This is a genomic window from Paenibacillus lacisoli, from assembly GCF_030580655.1.
GTDB lineage: Bacteria > Bacillota > Bacilli > Paenibacillales > Paenibacillaceae > Paenibacillus > Paenibacillus lacisoli.
Window position 1 is genome coordinate 197,843 of sequence record NZ_JAUQTB010000004.1, and the last position, 18,554, is coordinate 216,396.

Sequence of the window (18,554 nt, forward strand, 5' to 3'; positions counted from 1 at the left end):
CTGATTATCTGATTGACAACGTAATAATCAAGTGTTTAAACTATTTTTGTAAGGTTAACGATAACTTTATGAAAAGGAAGTGTTATTATACATTGGAAATAATGCAGCAGGAAGTCAGCAAAGAGTGGCAGGAGCATATTCTCCCTTTCTGGGCAGGACTGCAGGACTTGGAACATGGAGGATATTACGGTGAAGTCAACGTTCATCTGGAGAGAGACCCGCTTGCTCCTAAGGGAGGGATTGCTGCTGCCCGTCAGCTGTGGTCTTTTGCAGCAGCCTACCGGGTAACCCGGGATCCGCAGTGGGCGGGACACGCAAGACATGCATATTTATTTCTGAGGGACCGGCTATACGACCAGGAATACGGCGGAATCTACTGGATGGCAGACTATAGCGGCAGGCCGCAGGATACACGGAAACATATCTATGCACAATCCTTTGCCGTTTACTCGCTTAGCGAATACTGCCGTGCCACTGGCGATCAGGAGGCGCTCTCCCTGGCCCAAAATATTTTCGCATTAGTTGAAGGGAAAGGGTATGATCCGCAAATCCAGGCTTATAAGGAAGAGTTCGACCGCGAATGGAACGAGCAGCCGAATGAAATGCTCAGCGAGAATGGTGTTGTCGCGGAGATTACAATGAACACCACTATTCATATACTCGAGGCCTATACTACGCTCTACCGCGTCTGGCCGGATCCTCTTGTACATTCTGCACTGGAGAACCTTCTCTCCATGCTCTACCAACGGGTATATGACCCGGTCAGGAAACGTCTGAATGTGTTCTTCGACCGCAGTTGGAACTCCTTGCTCGATCTGACCTCGTTCGGTCACGATATTGAAGCAAGCTGGCTGATCGACGACGCTCTACAGGCTATCGGTTCCGCGAATCCCGATTATGTCCGGATGGTGATTGATATCGCCTATCAGATTGCGGACACAGCTGTCCAACCTGACGGTTCACTGATAAATGAGCGGCACGGGGACCATATCGATGACACCCGGATCTGGTGGGTGCAGGCTGAGGCTATGGTTGGCTTCTATAACGCCTACCAGCGGACCGGGGATGAACGTTTCCTGGAAAGGATCCAGCAGATGTGGGCCTACACCAAGGCTCATATTATTGATTCCAGAAACGGCGGGGAATGGTACTGGTCGGTTCAGGGAAGCGGGCAGCCTGACAGCCGCGAGATTGCAGGTCCGTGGAAATGCCCGTATCACAACAGCCGCTTTTGTATAGAACTGATTGAAAGGATGAACCAGGCATGATCCATGATAAATATGCTGAACTCGCAGCACGCCAGGAAGAACTGCTCTCCCGTCCCAATGAACACAATACCGATTTCTATAATGGTGTCTATGACCGTTACAAACATCCTGTTTTGACGAGGCATCATGTACCCATCCACTGGCGATTTGACCTGGATGCAGGGAGAAATCCGTTCTTCATGGAACGGCTTGGCATCAATGCTACGCTGAATCCGGGTGCCATCTATCACGAAGGCAAGTACATTCTGGTGTCCCGGACCGAAGGTCTGGACCGCAAATCCATTTTCGCCCTGGCAGAAAGCGATACCGGAATCGATCAATTCCGCTTCGTGGACCGGCCGCTGGTCTGGGATGATGTCGATCCGAATGAGACGAACATGTATGATATGCGGCTTGTGAAGCATGAAGACGGCTGGATTTACGGCATCTATTGCTCCGAACAGAAGGATCCGGAGGCACCCGTCTCTGATACATCAAGCGCTGTCGCTCAGGCGGGACTGGTAAGGACCCGGGACCTGAAGAGCTGGGAGCGCCTGCCGAACATTACAACCGGTTCCCCGCAGCAGCGCAATGTCGTGCTCCATCCCGAATTCGTGGACGGTCAATACGCCTTCTATACCCGCCCCCAGGATGGATTTATTTCCACCGGATCTGGCGGGGGCATTGCCTTTGGTCTCTGCAAGGATATTCTGAATCCTGTCATTGAGCACGAAACCGTTATCGACGAGCGCCGCTATCACACTGTGTATGAGGTAAAGAACGGCCAGGGGCCTGCTCCCATCCGGACAGACCGCGGCTGGATTCATATTGCACACGGCGTCCGCAATACAGCTGCCGGGCTGCGCTATGTGCTGTATACGTTCGCTACCAGCCTGAGTGATCCAACCCAAGTGATTGCCAAACCGGGCGGACATTTTATCGCCCCTTATGATGATGAACGCGTCGGAGATGTCTCCAACGTCATTTTCTGCAACGGGGCGGTTGTGAACGAGAAGAACGAAGTATTCATCTATTACGCATCAAGTGATACCCGGATCCATGTCGCCACAACAACTGTTGAGCGGTTAATTGATTACACATTTAATACACCGGAAGACGAGTTCCGCTCATTGCAGAATGCCGCACAACGAGCCAGGCTCATCGAAAAGAATGAACAGCTCCTGCGCAGCCAGTCTTAAAGCACAGGCATTGCACATCATCCTTCCCTTCCCTCTACATCCTTCTTTATTAGTGATCTGGAACAGGGTATACTTGAAGTCAATGAACAACAGATTGAACTTCCGGCTGCAGGAAGCAGCTGGGGTTCAATAATACGGACTTGTATACAGCAAGCGTTGGTTAAGGAGTTGGCGGGATGAACAAGAATATCACCATGCGGGACATTGCCGAGAAAATGGGTGTCAGCAGCGTTACCGTCTCTAAGGCTCTGAATGATAAGGAGGGCGTCAGCGAAGAGCTCAAGGAACGCATCAAGCTGCTGGCTGGTGAGATGGGTTACCGGATCAATACGGTTGCCAAATCCATGAAGGAAGGCCTCACCTACAATATTGGTGTGGTTATTCCCGAGAGGTTCACCGGGCCGGCACAGTCCTTCTATCTGCGGGTCTATCAGGAAATCTCCATTGCGCTGGAGCGGTACGGTTATTATGGCATTCTGCATATCCTGACTCACGAAGATGAGAAGCAGCTGAACCTGCCCCGCGTCTATTATGACCGTAAGGTAGATGGCTTCATCATCCTCGGGCAGATCAGCAAGCCCTACATTGAAGCCGTAGAGCAGATCGAACAGCCCAAACTGTTCCTCGACTTCTATGACGAGCATGCGGATATTGACTCGGTGACCACAGACAACTTCTACTGCGCGTATGAATTGACCAACTATCTGATCCAACAGGGACACCGCAGCATCGCCTACGTCGGTAACATTTATTCCACGAGCAGCATTCAGGACCGTTATCTGGGGTATTACAAGTCGCTGCTGGAGCACCGGATCCCGCTGAAGGAAAGCTGGATTCTGAATGACCGTGACGATGAGGGCAGCTTTATTGATATCGACATACCTGAAGAGCTGCCTACGGCATTTGTCTGCAACTGTGACCAGATTGCACACCTGCTTGTGCTGAAGCTGAAATCACTGGGGCACCGCGTGCCGGAAGACTGCTCTGTTGTCGGCTTCGATAACGACGTGTTCGCGACGTTAACCGAACCTCATCTGACGACGGTTGAGGTGGACATTGAGAAAATGGCCCAGACCGCCATTCACTCTCTGCTCAGGAAAATTAGTTCACCTGAAGTGCGTTTTGGCCGGGTCCTTGTACAGGGCAAGATCATTTACCGGGAGTCGGTCAACGAGAAGAATAAATCTTTGCAGGACGAAGTTTCTCATCATTAAACAAAGGGTGTTATCTCCGAGGCTTTACAGCCTGGAAGATAACACCCTTTTATTATGAAATCATAAAATTCCGGTTATTCCGCAGCAGCGGCTGACGCCGAAGATTCTTCATACACGATAACAGATTGGCTCTCAGGCTCCCACTTCACCGTGGCACCCAGTGCTTCGCTCACGAGTCGAATCGGGACGAGCGTTACACCGCTCTTCACAACGGCTGCTGTCTGCAGACTAACGGCCTTGCCGTTTACCAGCGCTTTTTTGCTGTTCAGGTACAGGACAACCGTATCTGAACCGCGTTTCACTGTCACCGTCTTGTTAGCTGGGTTGTAGGACACATCCGCCTGGAGTGCCTCGGATACGGTGCGGAACGGAACGAGCGTTGTTCCATTGGTCACAACCGGAGTTGTTCCCTGGTAGCGGACACCATTAACGAACAGCTTCTTGCCCTGCTTCTCACCGGCCTGACGACTGAGCTTATCCAGCGTGATGTAGCCGTCCAGATCCGTGACATCCGCCAGTACAGCCTCCTGCTGCATGTATACCGCATCGGTTACACTGCCGTTCTTCGCGAGCAGCTCGGCTGCTTTGGAAAGTGCATCACGAGATGCCTTAATGCCCTCCAGTTCCGCAGTCAGCTCCGGTGTCAGACGATCCGGATATTTGGTCAGCAGCAGGTTGGCGATTACAGAACCTGCCGGCTTATCCTTCGTATGATTAATGGCGTTCAGCAGTCCTTTGTAACCCTGTGGTCCCTTGCCGCTGCCATAGACAGCGTCGGTCACCGAAGCGGATGAATCATTACCGTATACAGCACTCGACACTGAACCCGCCGGCTTGTTATCCTTCTTGTCATTACCTTTCCCCGGATTGCCCTTGTCCTCCGGCTTGCCCTTGTCTGCATTCTTCGATGCCGCCGCCTGCGGCGGATTGGCTCCATTGCCCGGCTTGCCAGCATGCTCCGGCTTGGCCAAAGCTGTCCCCGCTGTCAGACCCAATACCAGCAGACCTGTCAGCAGTGTTGATCCCAATTTCTTCATTGTTGCTCCTCCTCTGTGCTGTTTGAATAGGATAATACCTGGAGTATATAACGGAGATTTGCTGCTTATTATGAAGGGGTACGATGGCCTAATTTGTTAGAAATACAGATACAAAAAAAGAGAGGGGGATCCTCGCGGATCACCTCTCTCTTCAGCCTGTTGTCCTCAGAACCGGATATACACTCCCCCTGGTTTATTCCAGAAACATTCGGAGACCTGTCAGCACTACACCAATTACAAAACCGGTCACCGCCCCATTGATGCGGATCCACTGCAGGTCCTGGCCCAGCTTGTCCTCCATCATGGCAATCAGCGTTTCATTGTCCATCTTCTCAATGTTCTCCCTGACCAGCTTGCCGATCCGGCTGTGGTTCGCTTCCACGATACCTGTTGCGATGTCAACGATTTTGGCGTTCAGCCGCTCCATCGTCTCTTCACTCCCTCGCAAATCCTGAAGAAGCCCTTCCAGCAGCGGCATGATGTGAAGGTTCACGTAAGAGCCATCCTCCATATAATCCAGGATCCGTGACCGCAGCTCCTCCATCTTGGCAAGCACGAGTGCCTCCCCGTCCCAGCTGTTCATCAGGCCGTTCTTCCATGTATTCACGCCTTCTCTTACACGTTCACTTTCCGACAGTTCACCAAGCTGCCGGCGCAGCCCGTAGAGAATAGCTTCTCTGCGCTGTCCGCCTTCCTCCTGAAGTTCCGTCACCTGGTCCAGCAGAAACTGCTGAATCATACCGCCGAGCCGCTCTTCATTCAGATAGCCGAGGAAGGCGTTCAGGGCAAACTGCATCAGACCGTTCACCTGCAGTCCGCTCACCGCGCGCATCCCCATCTGTCCAAGGGTATACATCGTCTCCGGCTTCATCAGCCAGGCTTCAGCCCGGTTCAATCCATAATCCAGTGCAATACGGTCATACCCCCGCTCCTCAATCTGGCGGGCCAGCAGCGTCAGCAGCGGTCCGGCATCAAAGGCAGTAACCTGCTTGCGGATTTCAGCGGTAATTACCGGTGCAAGCTGCTCCAGCGGAGCCTTCCGGATCAGCTGCTTCAGCATACCATCAATAGCCGCTGCCGCCTGCGGGGAGCGCAGCTCCCGTTCCGCGGTGTCAAGCAGCATCCCCCCCAGCCGGACCTCCGCAATTTTGGAGGCGATGCTTTCTTTGTTCAGCAGGTTATTCTCCACCGTATTCACCAGAGCATCCGTAATTTTACCGCGGTTCTTCGGCAGCAGCGCAGTATGCGGAATTGGAATGCCCAGCGGGTGGCGGAAGAGCGCCGTTACGGCGAACCAGTCTGCCAATCCCCCTACCATTCCTGCTTCAAAGGAGCCTGCCAGCAGGCGTCCAGCGGTATATTCCTGAAACGGCAGCGAAGCGACGAAGCCGGCGCCCATAGCGACCAGCGACCAGGCGGCTGCACGTTTGGTTTGTTTTTCTTTAGCCATATATTCCATACCTCCATTAAAGGACACATCTATTATCACGAAAAGCGGCAGCGGTAAATTTCGGACCTAACTAGATCTATTACCCTGCGTACAACATCATATCACCGCCCGGCGGCAATTCCAAAGGCAGAGCAGGATTTAATTTTTTCATTATGAATTGAACATTCCGGGGCAAATTAGGGTAATAGTTACATAGCCTTTGAGGCAAGCCATTTCATTAGAGGAGGAATCGACATTGATTAACAATCTGCAGGATACGGTAACGCTGAACAACGGTGTCAAAATGCCGCAATTCGGCCTCGGCGTATGGAAAGCCGATAATGGAGAAGAAGTCGTTAACGCTGTTAAATCAGCGATAAAAGCAGGCTACCGCAGTATCGACACGGCCAAGGCCTACAATAATGAGGACGGTGTCGCCAGAGGGATTGCCGAATCTGGTATCGCCCGGGATGAATTGTTCATCACCACCAAACTGTGGAACGCGGATCAGGGATATGACAGTACGCTGAAAGCTTTTGATGAGAGCATGAAACGTCTCGATCTGGAGACGCTGGATCTGTATCTGATTCACTGGCCGGTTAAAGGCAAATACAAAGACACCTGGCGTGCGATGGAAAAACTGTATCGGGATGGCCGTGTGCGTGCCATCGGCGTCAGCAACTTCCAGATTCATCATCTGAAGGACCTAATGAGTGAAGCTACCGTCAAACCGGCTGTCAACCAGGTGGAGTTCCATCCGCAGCTGACCCAGGAAGAGCTGCGTACGTTCTGCCGCGAACAGGAAATCCAGCTGGAGGCCTGGTCTCCGCTGGGCGGCGGCGGTCTGCTGGACAATGAAGCACTGCGTGCCATCGGTGCAGAGTACGGCAAATCAGCGGCGCAGGTCATTCTTCGCTGGGATCTCCAGCACGGAATCGTAACCATTCCAAAATCTGTACACGAGCAGCGTATCATCGAGAACGCCGACATCTACGATTTTGAACTGAGCAGTGATGATATGGCACGCATCGACGCACTGAACGAGAATAAACGGACCGGTGCGGACCCGGATAATTTCAATTTCTAAGCGCCTTTCCTGCATAAAACACATAAAAGCAAGCCCTGTTAAACGGGGCTTGCTTTTATTGTTCCAGCCAAGCTTATCTTTCTCTCCTACTCAGGACGGGAAATCAGCTTAAAATCATCAAAATGGAAACCTGGTGCGACCACGCAGGTAACGAGAACCGGCTCATCCCCCAGCGGACGCGCGGTCTGCCATACCGTTCCCGGAACCAGCGCCTGCGGAGACTGCCCTGCTTCAACATCCGCGCCCAGCACGATAACCTGCTCCTCACCCGGCTGATCCCCGCTTCCACCCAGCTTCAGTTCAATCGGACTGCCCGAATGATAGAGCCACAATTCGTCAGAATGAACGACATGCCACTCCGAGAACTCGTCCGGATGGAGGAGAAAATAGGTCGAGGATGCAGCAAAACGCGGTCCAGAATACACATCCGGCAGCACCGGCTTCGGAATCTGGAAGCTTGATTTCCACATCTCCTTATACCAGCCGCCTTCCGGATGTGGTTCCATACCAAGCGCCCCAACCAGCGGTGAAATCATCTTTGTCATAAGCCTTACCTTCCTTCTCTTTTTCCATTAATAAAGGGACTCTTGTCCGGTCCCACGGCACTCTTACTCTACTCTAAATCAACCCTATCCATTTGTCACGGTTTCACCCCTGCTTCATGGAAAATGCCCGAATGACAAACTTTGGTTCAGGGTACACTCTCCTTGAATCAACTTTAGTTCTACTGTCTGAATAACTCATTGGAATAGCGCAATAAACTTCACATAAGCTTAGTATTGAATGCATTTTTATATAACTCATGTCATATTAACTAACAAAAGTTCTTGTCACAAGCTGGATTATCATTGTATCATTAGTTAACTATTTTGCATGAATGGATTACATTGTCATTCTTTGGAAGCATATTTATTAACACACAGCACGATCTATGCATCTGTAACCGATGCCGGATCACTGCTGACAGAGATATTAGGGAGGGGGCTTCTCTTTTGATTCAGTTCAAGCAGGTCAATAAGCACTATGGTCAATTCCACGTTCTCAAGGACATCAACCTCCAGATCGAGGAAGGCGAAGTTGTTGTTATTATCGGTCCCTCTGGTTCTGGCAAGAGTACATTGCTGCGCTGCATCAACCGTCTGGAGACGATCTCCGGCGGAGAGCTTATCGTAAACGGTGTGCCGCTGCATGACAAGAAGGTCGACATCAACAAGTTCCGCCGGGATATCGGCATGGTGTTCCAGCACTTTAATCTCTACCCGCACAAGCGGGTGGTGGACAACATCACGCTGGCTCCCACCAAAGTATTAGGTGTCTCCAAGGAAGAAGCCCGTCAGACTGCGGTTGGTTATCTGGAGAAGGTCGGTATCGCCGATAAAGCGCAAAGCTATCCTTCCCAGCTGTCCGGCGGACAGCAGCAGCGCGTTGCGATTGCCCGCGGTCTGGCGATGAAGCCCAAGATCATGCTCTTCGACGAGCCGACCTCGGCGCTGGACCCGGAAACGATCGGCGAGGTGCTGGACGTGATGCGCTCCCTGGCACATGAAGGCATGACCATGGTCATCGTTACCCACGAGATGGGCTTCGCCCGCGAGGTGGCTGACCGGGTCATCTTCATGGATCAGGGACAGATTCTGGAAGACAGCACCCCAGCCGAGTTCTTCGCGAAGCCGCGCGAGGAGCGGGCGCAGGTGTTCCTGAGCCGACTGATTAATCATTAATCAATGATCATTCATCAACAACGATTCACATGAGAGGGGATTTTACGGATGAGAAAACGTTTAGGTTGGAATGTCATGCTTCTGGTTGTACTGTGTTTCAGCTTTGTGATGGCGGGCTGCGGCAAAAAAGATGAGAATGCCGGCAGCAGCTCGGCCAATGCCCTGGATGCGATCAAGCAGCGCGGCAAGCTGGTGGTTGGCGTGAAATACGATACCAAGCTGTTCGGCCTGAAGGACCCTGCAACCAACAAGGTGGAAGGCTTCGATATTGATATCGCCAAACAGATCGCCAAGCATATTCTCGGTGACGAGAACAAGATTGAATTGAAGGAAGTCACATCCAAAACGCGTATTCAGCTGCTGCAGAGCGGGGATATCGACATGATTATTGCGACGATGACGATTACGGACGAGCGGAAGAAGCAGGTTGATTTCAGTGACGTCTACTTCAAGGCGGGCCAGTCTCTTCTGGTGAAGAAGGGAAGCCCGATCACCGGACTGGATTCCATTACAAAAGGCACTAAAGTTCTTGCGGTTAAAGGCTCCACATCAGCCAAAAACATTCGTGAGAAGGCTCCGGACGCTACCGTGCTGGAGTTCGAAAACTACCAGGATGCCTTTAATGCTCTCAAAGCAGGTCAAGGGGATGCGCTGACAACCGATAACGCTATTCTCCTCGGTATGCAAAAGCAGGATCCAAACTACACCCTCGTGGGTGGTAACTTTACAGATGAACCCTACGGTATTGCTGTGAAGAAAGGGAACAGTGATCTGCTGCAGGCCGTGAATGATACGCTTAAAGAATTGAAAGATAACGGGGAGTACGACAAACTGTACGAACAGTGGATGGGAACCAAACCTGAATAAGATAGATCGGCCGGAAGGAGCCGCCACCTGCGCGCTCCTTCCTTCTCTTATGATCTGTGATGGAGGTATGAACCGATATGGTTACATTTGATATTCATGTGCTGTTTGACAACTGGGACCGGTTCATGGACGGGTTTCTTAATACTATAGAAGCCAGTCTGATCGCTCTGGCAGGCAGCTTCGTGCTGGGGGCAATTATTGCCGTCATGCGGATTTCCCCGATGAAGCTGCTGAATTGGATTGGCACTGTATATGTTGAAATTATTCGTAATATTCCGCTGTTGATCGTTGTATTATTCTTTTTCCTGGGGCTGCCCGCCATGGGAGTTCCACTCGACGGCTTTACCGCCGGTACACTGGGGCTCACCATCTATACGGCCTCCTTCATCGCAGAGGCCATTCGCGCGGGCATTCAGTCGGTTCCACGAGGACAGTCCGAAGCTGCACGCTCGTCCGGCTTGTCCTATAACCAGGCGATGCTGTACATCATTCTTCCGCAGGCCATCAAGATTGTGCTGCCGGCTATCGGCAACCAATTCATCAACCTGGTGAAGAACTCATCCGTTCTCGCTATTGTCGCTGGACTTGATCTCATGTACTACTCGGATCTGATTAACTCCGATACCTTCATGCCCATCACTGTCTATGCAATTACTGCATTATTCTACCTGGTGCTGACCATTCCACTCAGCATTCTGGTGCACTACATGGAAGGCCGGCTGGCCAGAAGGTCTTAAGGAGGGAACCCCGGAATGTCATTTTTTGATTTCTTTACCTGGCCCAATGTCCGCTTTATTCTGGAAGGCTTCCTGCTGACGATTGAAGTCGCGGCCTATTCCATCGTATTCAGCTTTATCATCGGCCTGATCTTTGGCACGCTGCGATATACACGGATTCCTGTGCTCTCGCAGGTGGCTGGTCTGCTGATCGACCTGATCCGCAATCTGCCGCTGCTGCTCATTATCTTCTTTATCGGGGTCGTGCTGCCTGTTACCGGTTTTGATATTTCACTCAAATGGGCGGCCATTACCGGACTCAGCATCTTCGAAGGTGCGATGATTGCCGAGATTATCCGCAGCGGACTCAAATCGGTGGACAAAGGCCAGATTGAAGCCGCTCGCTCTTCAGCACTGAATTACAGCCAGACCTTGTGGCATATCGTGATGCCGCAGGCGCTGCGCCGGATGGTGCCGCCGATCGTCAGCCAGTTCATTTCCCTGTTTAAGGATACTTCTCTCGCCGTGATTATTACACTGCCCGAACTGACTCACAACGTACAGATCGTCGGAGGCCAGCAGCAGTCCTTTGTTATTCCGGCGCTGATCTTTGCCGCGTTCCTGTACTTTGTCGTGAACTACACGATGTCCCGGATCGCCCGGAGGCTTGAAGTACGGACTCACTAATCACATCATGGCTTCAAGTCCAGGTCCACAATACAAAAACCGCGTAATCCCTAGGTTGGGTATACGCGGTTTTGTGTTATCCGACCATCCTCAAGGTTTACCTACAATGCGGCCGGGTACGGTAATTATATTCGTGCTGCCTGAAGCGCTGATGGTTCCCTTCACCGTGGTCGTACTTCCGATAAATTCCTGCAGCGTTTTGGCATTGATAAAATAGGTTTTCCCTTTATAAGTAAAGGTCATCATGCCCACTACATGCATATCAGCATCCAGCACAGGTCCGCCGGAATTCCCCTGCTTCACCGCTCGCTGCATGCTTCCTACATAATCCATACCGGGTACATCCTTCGACTGGGCATCATAGACCCAGGTGCTGGATAACGTGTTCAGCTTAAAATTCGCATCCCCGGTCAACCGGTCCAGCAAGGTCAGCTGTCCCATCGGATTCTCCGGATAACCAATCGTATAGACCGGCTCATTGTCCCTGGCTTTGCTGAATGTAATAGGGGTGTAGCTCACCTTCTGCGACAGCTTCAGCAGCGCCATATCCCGGTTCTTATCAGCCTTAATGATCTGTGCGTCAATCGCCTGAAGCGGATTTGAAGGGCTGGCTACCCGCAGTGTACCCTTGCTGCCTGCAGGAAGCTCCGCATACTCCTTCACGACATGGTAATTGGTCAGTACCGTATCCTCAGAGACCAGCATGGAAGTGCCGACATCATAATGAATGGTATATGGATCGCTGTTAGATACCCAGCGGACATTCACGACCAGGATGGAATCGGCTGTCTGTGAGAGCTGCCCTTTAAGCTGCGAGTTATAATAACCGCCGCTGAAATACATGGAATCCAGCGACTGTGCCTGAACCCCTTGTACCGGAAGCAGAAGAGATAATCCGAGAATCGCCACGGAAGCAAACATTTTCCACCCCTGTATAGCCTGTATCTTGTGTTTTGTAGAGAATATCATGGATAACCCTCCTGCTTGTGAAATCTGATCTTGAAGTCGTGCACATGCATAAGTATGAAGTGCCCGCTGTATCTTATTTCGGCAGGAAGGCGGCAAAATGTTTGATCACGCTCAGACAGATTGATTCGCCATACTGCGTGCGATCCATACGCCGGCCGCACCGGCCTGGGCCAGTCCGCGTGTGATCCCCGCGCCGTCCCCGCCGCAGTACAATCCTTGAATTTCGGTCTCGAGTGTACGATCGAGCTTCGGACGGGCCGAGTAAAATTTGGCTTCCACTCCGTAGAAGAGGGTATGCTCGGAAGCAATCCCCGGCGTAACTTTCTCCAGTGCTTCGACCATCTCTACCAGACTCTTCATTGTGTTGTAAGGGAGCACCAGACCGAGATCCCCCGGCACAGCTTCCTTCAAGGTAGGCTCCAGGAATCCTTCGGCAATCCGGCCAGCCGTCGAACGGCGTCCGCGCACAATATCCCCGAATTTCTGTACAATGACTCCGCCGCTGGATAAATCATTCGCTCTTTTACAAATTTCACGTGCGTATTCGTTCGGCTTGTCGAACGGCTCCGTAAATTTATGAGAAACAAGGAGCGCAAAGTTCGTGTTCGGCGAACCCAATGCCGGGTCTTTATAGGAATGTCCATTGGCGGCCATGACGCCGCTGTGGTTTTCAACGACAACATGACCGGAAGGATTACTGCAGAAAGTGCGCACCCGTGTACCCACCGAAGTATTATAGATAAATTTGCCCTCGTACAGATGCTCGTTAATTTCCTGCATGACTACATCCGAGGTCTCAACCCGCACACCGACATCCACCTGGTTGTTGTACATCTTGAGACGGCGCTTCTTCAGCACTTCGGTCAGCCAGGCTGATCCGTCACGTCCCGGTGCGATCATGACACGGTCGGCCTCGTAGGTTTCGCCGTTCTTGAGCTGAATGCCTTGTGCACGGTGTACTCCCCCCTCCTTAACCGTCAAGATGTCAGCTACCTCAGTCTTGAACAGCATATCAACACGGGTTTTGAGGTATTCATAAATCGACTTCAAAATCTCGAGATTCTGCTCAGTCCCCAGATGACGTACTTCGGCACGCAGCAGCTTCAGTCCTGCCGCATATCCCCGCTGCTCAATGCTGCGGATCCGGTCTGTCGTCGGATCGGTAATGTTCGTTGTTGCACCGTGCTCCAGGTTAATACTATCAACATAGCGAATCAGCTCCATCACTTGGGATGGGGCCAGATAATCTGTCAGCCAGCCTCCAAACTCGGTGGTAACATTGAATTTACCGTCACTGTAAGCACCGGCACCGCCAAAACCAGCTGTAATAGAGCAGGCCGGCAGACAGCCGGAGAAATCCTTTTTGCCAGCAGGCGGTGGACACAGTTGAATTTTCTCCTCCAGAATCGGGCAGCTGCGGCGGTAAATATCATGACCCTTGTCCACCAGCAGCACCTTCCACTCCGGCTTGCGGCGTGTCAGCTCATAGCAGGCAAAAATCCCGGCAGGTCCGGCTCCAACAACGATAACATCATATTTACTCATGAGTTCCTCCTGGTTATATAACATAATGTGTCAGGTTATAAACGGACGCAAAAAATCCCGGCTCTCCATAGGTATGCGGAAAATGGCATCCTATTCGTAGCCGGGAATTTACGGTCCCCTGTAGAAACCCTCAAACCGTATCATTGAGGATATACGAATTCATAACGTTCGTGATTAAAATAAATATACTAATTTATCTGTCAACAAACGTTATATTATCGGATAAATACGAATGTGTCAAATATATATTTATATTAATGTTCGTGTTTTACTGCCGCACAGCAGCAAAAAGCCCAAACGGTCAAACCGTTCGGGCTTTTTATTCAGGGTGAATCCAATTGTTTGGAGGCTGCTTTACGCTTCACTTTCCCTGCCAAAGTGACCGGACCGGGCCACCTTCGTGGCCAGGTATTTCTCATTAAATTCCGAGATGTCGCCCCATAGCGGGATACGTCCAGACAGGTTGGCGCCGGACTCCTGCAGAGCATTCATTTTGCGCGGGTTGTTCGTGATCAGTGTGACTGGCTTCTCACGCAGTCTTTTCAAAACCTGAATAGCATCTTCATAACTCCGCTGGTCATCTTCAAATCCAAGCTGAAGGTTCGCTTCAACGGTATCCAGGCCTTTCTCCTGCAGTACATAAGCCATAGCTTTACTGAACAGCCCGATGCCTCTACCCTCATGATTCGCCAGGTAGAACAGTGCGCCAGAGCCGTGCGCCTGAATCATCTTCATGGACTGCTTCAGCTGGTAACCGCAGTCACAGCGCTTGCTGCCGAAAATATCTCCGGTATGGCAAATGCTGTGCATCCGGATCAGCGCATCCGGACTGTTCGCGAAGTCGCCGTAGACAAGCACACTGGACTGCTGCATTTCCGCCAGATTGGCGGAGGAGAGGTGCTCAATAATTTTGGACGTTTCCAAATCCTTGCCTCCGCACAGATCTGCATCCTGAAAGCTGTCACAGCGCAGCCAGCAGTACCACTGGAACTGAACCGTTTCTCCGTCCAGATTCACTGGCAGCTTGATAGGTCCAACTATATACAGCGACTTGTCACCGCTGGGCACTACATTTATTTTGTCCCGCAGGGCGGATACAATCGTCTCGCTAATCATGTGCATTTCTCCTTTAGTAGGGACACAGCAGGTCCGATATTTACACCATTATCCTATAGAATGCCAAATCATGACACTAGTGATGCGAACATTTCGGCAAATGAACGTTCCTTCTCCCGCTGCACCGCCTGCTGTTCTTCAACCTGCGGCCGTCTCAGCTGCTCGAACAGCTTCAAAGCCCCGGCATCGGATCTGCCAGCATGCAGCGCATGTTCCACGATAGGCAGCAGAACCTCCGCATCCTTCAGTGCACCATTTACACCGTATGCTCCCGTTGGACTGAACGTATGGGCCGCATCTCCCAGCAGCACCACACCATCCTTCACCCAGCTCTCGCAGGAACTGCTGTGCACCTGAAGGAGTACGAAATCCTTCCAATCCCGAATCCAATCCGGCACTGCCCGGGCCAATTCAGGACAAGCCTCGATCAGCGCCTGTCTCAGCGGATCCACAGACTGCTTCCGTAGTAGGGGGTAAGAGCCCTCGGCAATGTTCCAGCCGATCTGGATCCATCCCCCCTGCTGGGTAAACAGTGCCAGCTGCATGCCGTTCACCCGGGCCATGCGCACAGTGGGCTCCCATCCTGGCGGAGAAGGAATCCGGGCCCAGAGCAGGTCATAGCCATGAGCATGAACCTGATACGGAATGCGCGCGAGCTTGCGCACGGTCGAGTAACGGCCGTCTGCGCCAACGACCAGCTTGCTGTGAATGGCAATGTCCAGCTCACCGCATTTAGCCATTACGCCGGCAGCACCGCCTTGATCATTAAAGATCATATCGGTTACTGTAGTATTTAACATAAGCTCAAAACCATCATTCTTCTCTGCATGCGCAGCAAGGACGCCCAGAAGATGTTTCTGCGGAACGTGAATACCCATATGACGTTCGCCCGGGCCAGGCTCGATCACCTTAAGAATCCGTCCCTTGTCCATGTACTCCAGTCGCTCCATCAGCAGCATACCGGCCGCATCCAGATCCGCCAGCAGCCCTTCAGCCGCCAGCACCGCTTCCCCTTCTGCATTCAGATGCTCCCCACGGAAATCCTTGTGCAGACGGGACATGCGCTCAATAACGATAACAGATATTTGACGCTTGCTCAGCAGGTACCCAAGCATGAGACCGCCTGGACCGCCGCCCACAATACACACATCGGCTTCCATCTGCATGCTTCGTCCCTCCACTTCCAATCCTGATCCGCCAACAGCAGCGATATCTCTATATTTACATGAATTTTACCTTAGACTTACATTATGTTAATTAGTTACTTATAATTAGTATTATATTTTGCGTCAAAAATACTGTCAAGCAATCCACCCGATTCTCCTAACCAAAAACAACAACCGGCATCAAACCTGGCTGCTGCTTTCTTACAGTTTCACTTATAGTCTCTTTTCACTTATAGTCTCTAATGTTTGTAATGTTCAGCTTGTCGCCCTTTCCCGGGTCGAGACGATAGACGTAGGCCTCATGCTGAAATTCGCCGTTCCCATCCGGTGCAGAGGATATATAGACGAACGTCTTTTGCTGCGGATACAGTAACTTCCATACTAGACCTTGTATACTCAACCCTGTAACCATATTGACACTAAAGCTTGCTTTACCTTAATCTTAAGAAGTATAAATGAACATAATCAGCGGATGACGATGGACGGGAGAGACTGAGCGGTACGCCGCCAGGCACCGAAGGAGCAAGCTTATCGGGCACCCGGCCCGTAAGTTAATCTCTCAGGTACAAGGAACCGCCATGGGACGCAGCTCTGGAGAGTGCGATCAGCCACCAAAGGGGTAAAACTTGCAGCAGCGGTCCGGAGCTAGCCTCCTCCTGCTGTTTCACAAGTCATAAACTCTCAGGTACAAGGACAGGGAAAAGGGTAAACCCTTTTTGCTGTCCTTTTTTGCGCGTTGACATGGCGTGTCAACCTCTCAGGGGGCTATGAACAGCCTGCCGTCATGGCTTCAAACCATACATTAATGTGTTCATCATGACTTCAATGGAGGGTTCGTAATGAGATTTAAAGATGTATTCTCCATCATCGGTCCGGCTATGACCGGACCTTCCAGCTCCCATACCGCTGGCGCTGTCCGTCTCGGACGCATTGCGCGCCACTGGATGGGGATGCAGCCGGAACGGGCGGTGCTGACGCTGTATGGCTCTTTTGCCGATACGTATAAAGGTCATGGCACCGATCTTGCACTCATCGGAGGCCTGCTCGATTATGATACCGACGACAGCCGGATACCGGATGCCGAGCAGCGGGCAGAAGAAGCGGGTATGGAGGTTGAATTTACGGTCAGCGGGCTGAATGCTCCGCATCCAAACACTGTAAAAATCGAGTTGTGGCACGGGGACGATTACCGTTCGCTGATGGGATCCTCCATCGGCGGTGGAAGTGTCGCCGTACAGCAGCTCAATGATTTCCGTGTCAACCTGACCGGAGAACTGCCTGCTGCTGTCCTCCTGCATTCTGACAAACCGGGAATGCTGGCATCGATTACATCCGCAATGGGACATTCCGGCGTGAACATCGCCTATATGAATGTGGACCGGAAGAGCCGGGATGGGGAAGCCCTCACGGTGATTGAGACCGATACAGCTGTGCCGGACAACGTTCTTCAGCAGCTGCGCAGACTGCAGCATATGTATGAAATTAAAGTGATTGATTTGAAGAAAAGGGGCTAAGGGTTATGCGATTCAGCCATCTCCGTGAACTCGCCGAGCTTTGCCGCAAGGAAGGCAAGAGCATCGCCGGGATCATGCTGGAAGACCAGTCTCACGAGACAGGTATAGACCAGGAGGACATTTTCCGTCAAATGGCGGACTATTATCAGATTATGAAAGAGGCTGTCCGAAAAGGGCAGACGGAGGATACCGTATCCCGGAGCGGCCTGACCGGCGGGGACGGCAAACGCGTAGCCGAATACCTGCGGTCAGGCGAAACCTGCTCTGGCGATGCTTCGGCGCTGGCCATGGCTTATGCCCTCTCGGTGTCGGAAGTCAACGCCTCCATGGGCCGGATTGTGGCTACACCGACGGCAGGCTCCTGCGGTGTCATTCCAGGCGTGTTCATTAGCGCACAGGAACGCTTTGGTTGGGACGATGACCATATGGTCCGCGGTCTGTTCACGGCCGGTGCCATCGGCTATGTTATTGCCAACAACTCCTTCATCTCCGGCGCTGAAGGCGGCTGCCAGGCTGAGATTGGCTCGGCGATCGGCATGGCAGCGGGTGCCATGGTAGAGCTGCGCGGAGGCACAACGGATCAGGCGATTCATGCCGTTGGCCTGGCACTGAAGAATACATTGGGGCTGATCTGTGACCCCGTTGCAGGTCTGGTCGAAATTCCTTGTATCGTACGTAACGGACTCGGTGCAGTAACCGCTCTGGCCGCTGCCGATATGGCACTGGCCGGGGTACGCAGTGCGATTCCGACCGATGAGGTCATCGACGTCATGCTGGAGGTTGGCAGCGCCATGCCGACCAAACACCGCGAGACGGCCAAAGGCGGCCTTGCCCAGACGCCAACCGGGCGCAAGCTGACCGAATCCCTACGCGGGAAGCGTAAAGAGTCACCGGATCCGGCTCAAGCCTGACCATCCCTTAAGGACTATGGTTCTGTTCCCTTATGAAGACTGTCTGCTGCCGATTGGTTTTAATGTTCCTGGTGTAATTTAGAAGTGTATTCATTGGTTTCATAGATCACTTTTGATTCAGAGGAGGAA

At 52.0% G+C, this 18,554-nt stretch carries 17 protein-coding genes and 2 riboswitches; of the genes, 10 read left to right on the forward strand and 7 right to left on the reverse strand.

All coding sequences use genetic code 11. The features are described from left to right. Positions 1-92: 92 nt before the first annotated feature. The 3 genes from Q5741_RS10305 (at position 93) to Q5741_RS10315 (ending at position 3,660) form a co-directional block, all read left to right on the forward strand. Positions 93-1,268, forward strand: coding sequence for an AGE family epimerase/isomerase (locus Q5741_RS10305; RefSeq protein WP_305024003.1), 1,176 nt, complete (start codon positions 93-95; stop codon positions 1,266-1,268). Further along, on the forward strand, positions 1,265-2,446 hold the full coding sequence (locus Q5741_RS10310) for a glycoside hydrolase family 130 protein (protein ID WP_305024004.1): 1,182 nt from the start codon (positions 1,265-1,267) through the stop codon (positions 2,444-2,446). Before Q5741_RS10305 ends, Q5741_RS10310 begins: the two co-directional genes overlap by 4 nt. A 176-nt stretch (positions 2,447-2,622) precedes the next feature. After that, the gene (locus tag Q5741_RS10315) at positions 2,623-3,660 is read left to right on the forward strand and encodes a substrate-binding domain-containing protein (protein ID WP_305024005.1); all 1,038 of its coding nucleotides are present in this window, start codon (positions 2,623-2,625) and stop codon (positions 3,658-3,660) included. A 74-nt stretch (positions 3,661-3,734) separates the two neighbouring features. On the opposite strand, the gene Q5741_RS10320 is transcribed toward Q5741_RS10315, so the two are convergent. Both Q5741_RS10320 and Q5741_RS10325 read right to left on the reverse strand, forming a co-directional pair. After that, the gene (locus Q5741_RS10320; protein ID WP_305024006.1) at positions 3,735-4,697 is read right to left on the reverse strand and encodes a copper amine oxidase N-terminal domain-containing protein; all 963 of its coding nucleotides are present in this window, start codon (positions 4,695-4,697) and stop codon (positions 3,735-3,737) included. 193 nt (positions 4,698-4,890) lie between these two features. Then, the gene (locus Q5741_RS10325) at positions 4,891-6,147 is read right to left on the reverse strand and encodes a DUF445 domain-containing protein (RefSeq protein WP_305024007.1); all 1,257 of its coding nucleotides are present in this window, start codon (positions 6,145-6,147) and stop codon (positions 4,891-4,893) included. Positions 6,148-6,385: 238 nt separating this feature from the next. Between Q5741_RS10325 and Q5741_RS10330 the strand changes: the two genes are divergently transcribed. Beyond that, entirely contained in the window at positions 6,386-7,213 is an 828-nt protein-coding gene (locus Q5741_RS10330) for an aldo/keto reductase (protein WP_305024066.1), read from the forward strand. An 86-nt stretch (positions 7,214-7,299) separates the two neighbouring features. Here the strand turns inward: Q5741_RS10330 and Q5741_RS10335 are convergent, their stop codons facing one another. Next, on the reverse strand, positions 7,300-7,758 hold the full coding sequence (locus Q5741_RS10335) for a cupin domain-containing protein (RefSeq protein WP_305024008.1): 459 nt from the start codon (positions 7,756-7,758) through the stop codon (positions 7,300-7,302). A gap of 447 nt (positions 7,759-8,205) precedes the next feature. On the opposite strand from Q5741_RS10335, the gene Q5741_RS10340 reads away from it, so the two are divergent. The 4 genes from Q5741_RS10340 to Q5741_RS10355 all read left to right on the forward strand — a co-directional run bounded on the left by Q5741_RS10340 (position 8,206) and on the right by Q5741_RS10355 (position 11,204). After that, complete coding sequence (locus Q5741_RS10340; protein WP_305024067.1) at positions 8,206-8,934, forward strand: amino acid ABC transporter ATP-binding protein; 729 nt, start codon at positions 8,206-8,208, stop codon at positions 8,932-8,934. A 48-nt stretch (positions 8,935-8,982) separates the two neighbouring features. Then, positions 8,983-9,801, forward strand: a complete 819-nt coding sequence (locus Q5741_RS10345; RefSeq protein WP_305024009.1) for an ABC transporter substrate-binding protein — start codon at positions 8,983-8,985, stop codon at positions 9,799-9,801. 77 nt (positions 9,802-9,878) lie between these two features. Next, positions 9,879-10,538, forward strand: a complete 660-nt coding sequence (locus tag Q5741_RS10350) for an amino acid ABC transporter permease (RefSeq protein WP_305024010.1) — start codon at positions 9,879-9,881, stop codon at positions 10,536-10,538. Between the two features lie 15 nt (positions 10,539-10,553). Further along, positions 10,554-11,204, forward strand: coding sequence for an amino acid ABC transporter permease (locus Q5741_RS10355; RefSeq protein WP_305024011.1), 651 nt, complete (start codon positions 10,554-10,556; stop codon positions 11,202-11,204). Positions 11,205-11,294: 90 nt separating this feature from the next. Here Q5741_RS10355 and Q5741_RS10360 read toward each other — a convergent pair whose 3' ends face one another. From Q5741_RS10360 to Q5741_RS10375, 4 genes are all read right to left on the reverse strand, one after another. Then, positions 11,295-12,173: a S1 family peptidase gene (locus Q5741_RS10360; protein WP_305024012.1), complete on the reverse strand. Its 879-nt coding sequence runs from the start codon at positions 12,171-12,173 to the stop codon at positions 11,295-11,297. Between the two features lie 111 nt (positions 12,174-12,284). After that, positions 12,285-13,718: an NAD(P)/FAD-dependent oxidoreductase gene (locus Q5741_RS10365; protein WP_305024013.1), complete on the reverse strand. Its 1,434-nt coding sequence runs from the start codon at positions 13,716-13,718 to the stop codon at positions 12,285-12,287. A 77-nt stretch (positions 13,719-13,795) separates the two neighbouring features. Then, positions 13,796-13,895, reverse strand: a riboswitch (purine riboswitch). 177 nt (positions 13,896-14,072) lie between these two features. Beyond that, positions 14,073-14,834 (reverse strand): GTP cyclohydrolase II, encoded by a 762-nt coding sequence (locus tag Q5741_RS10370; protein WP_305024014.1) that lies wholly within the window; start codon positions 14,832-14,834, stop codon positions 14,073-14,075. 68 nt (positions 14,835-14,902) lie between these two features. After that, positions 14,903-16,000 (reverse strand): FAD-dependent monooxygenase, encoded by a 1,098-nt coding sequence (locus Q5741_RS10375; RefSeq protein WP_305024015.1) that lies wholly within the window; start codon positions 15,998-16,000, stop codon positions 14,903-14,905. Positions 16,001-16,472: 472 nt separating this feature from the next. Then, positions 16,473-16,586, forward strand: a riboswitch (glycine riboswitch). Positions 16,587-16,839: 253 nt separating this feature from the next. Here Q5741_RS10375 and sdaAB point away from each other — a divergent pair. Both sdaAB and sdaAA read left to right on the forward strand, forming a co-directional pair. Further along, positions 16,840-17,514 (forward strand): L-serine ammonia-lyase, iron-sulfur-dependent subunit beta, encoded by a 675-nt coding sequence (sdaAB, locus tag Q5741_RS10380; RefSeq protein ID WP_305024016.1) that lies wholly within the window; start codon positions 16,840-16,842, stop codon positions 17,512-17,514. A gap of 5 nt (positions 17,515-17,519) precedes the next feature. Further along, positions 17,520-18,425, forward strand: a complete 906-nt coding sequence (gene sdaAA / locus Q5741_RS10385; RefSeq protein WP_305024017.1) for an L-serine ammonia-lyase, iron-sulfur-dependent, subunit alpha — start codon at positions 17,520-17,522, stop codon at positions 18,423-18,425. Positions 18,426-18,554 lie beyond the last annotated feature (129 nt).

Excerpts from the sequence above, each read along its gene's own strand:
- Q5741_RS10310 (WP_305024004.1), top strand. The coding sequence starts at position 1,265 with ATGATCCATGATAAATATGCTGAACTCGCAGCACGCCAGGAAGAACTG.
- Q5741_RS10315 (WP_305024005.1), top strand. The coding sequence starts at position 2,623 with ATGAACAAGAATATCACCATGCGGGACATTGCCGAGAAAATGGGTGTC.
- Q5741_RS10320 (WP_305024006.1), bottom strand. The coding sequence starts at position 4,697 with ATGAAGAAATTGGGATCAACACTGCTGACAGGTCTGCTGGTATTGGGT.
- Q5741_RS10325 (WP_305024007.1), bottom strand. The coding sequence starts at position 6,147 with ATGGCTAAAGAAAAACAAACCAAACGTGCAGCCGCCTGGTCGCTGGTC.
- Q5741_RS10335 (WP_305024008.1), bottom strand. The coding sequence starts at position 7,758 with ATGACAAAGATGATTTCACCGCTGGTTGGGGCGCTTGGTATGGAACCA.
- Q5741_RS10345 (WP_305024009.1), top strand. The coding sequence starts at position 8,983 with ATGAGAAAACGTTTAGGTTGGAATGTCATGCTTCTGGTTGTACTGTGT.
- Q5741_RS10350 (WP_305024010.1), top strand. The coding sequence starts at position 9,879 with ATGGTTACATTTGATATTCATGTGCTGTTTGACAACTGGGACCGGTTC.
- Q5741_RS10355 (WP_305024011.1), top strand. The coding sequence starts at position 10,554 with ATGTCATTTTTTGATTTCTTTACCTGGCCCAATGTCCGCTTTATTCTG.
- Q5741_RS10360 (WP_305024012.1), bottom strand. The coding sequence starts at position 12,173 with ATGATATTCTCTACAAAACACAAGATACAGGCTATACAGGGGTGGAAA.
- Q5741_RS10365 (WP_305024013.1), bottom strand. The coding sequence starts at position 13,718 with ATGAGTAAATATGATGTTATCGTTGTTGGAGCCGGACCTGCCGGGATT.
- Q5741_RS10370 (WP_305024014.1), bottom strand. The coding sequence starts at position 14,834 with ATGATTAGCGAGACGATTGTATCCGCCCTGCGGGACAAAATAAATGTA.
- Q5741_RS10375 (WP_305024015.1), bottom strand. The coding sequence starts at position 16,000 with ATGCAGATGGAAGCCGATGTGTGTATTGTGGGCGGCGGTCCAGGCGGT.
- sdaAB (WP_305024016.1), top strand. The coding sequence starts at position 16,840 with ATGAGATTTAAAGATGTATTCTCCATCATCGGTCCGGCTATGACCGGA.
- sdaAA (WP_305024017.1), top strand. The coding sequence starts at position 17,520 with ATGCGATTCAGCCATCTCCGTGAACTCGCCGAGCTTTGCCGCAAGGAA.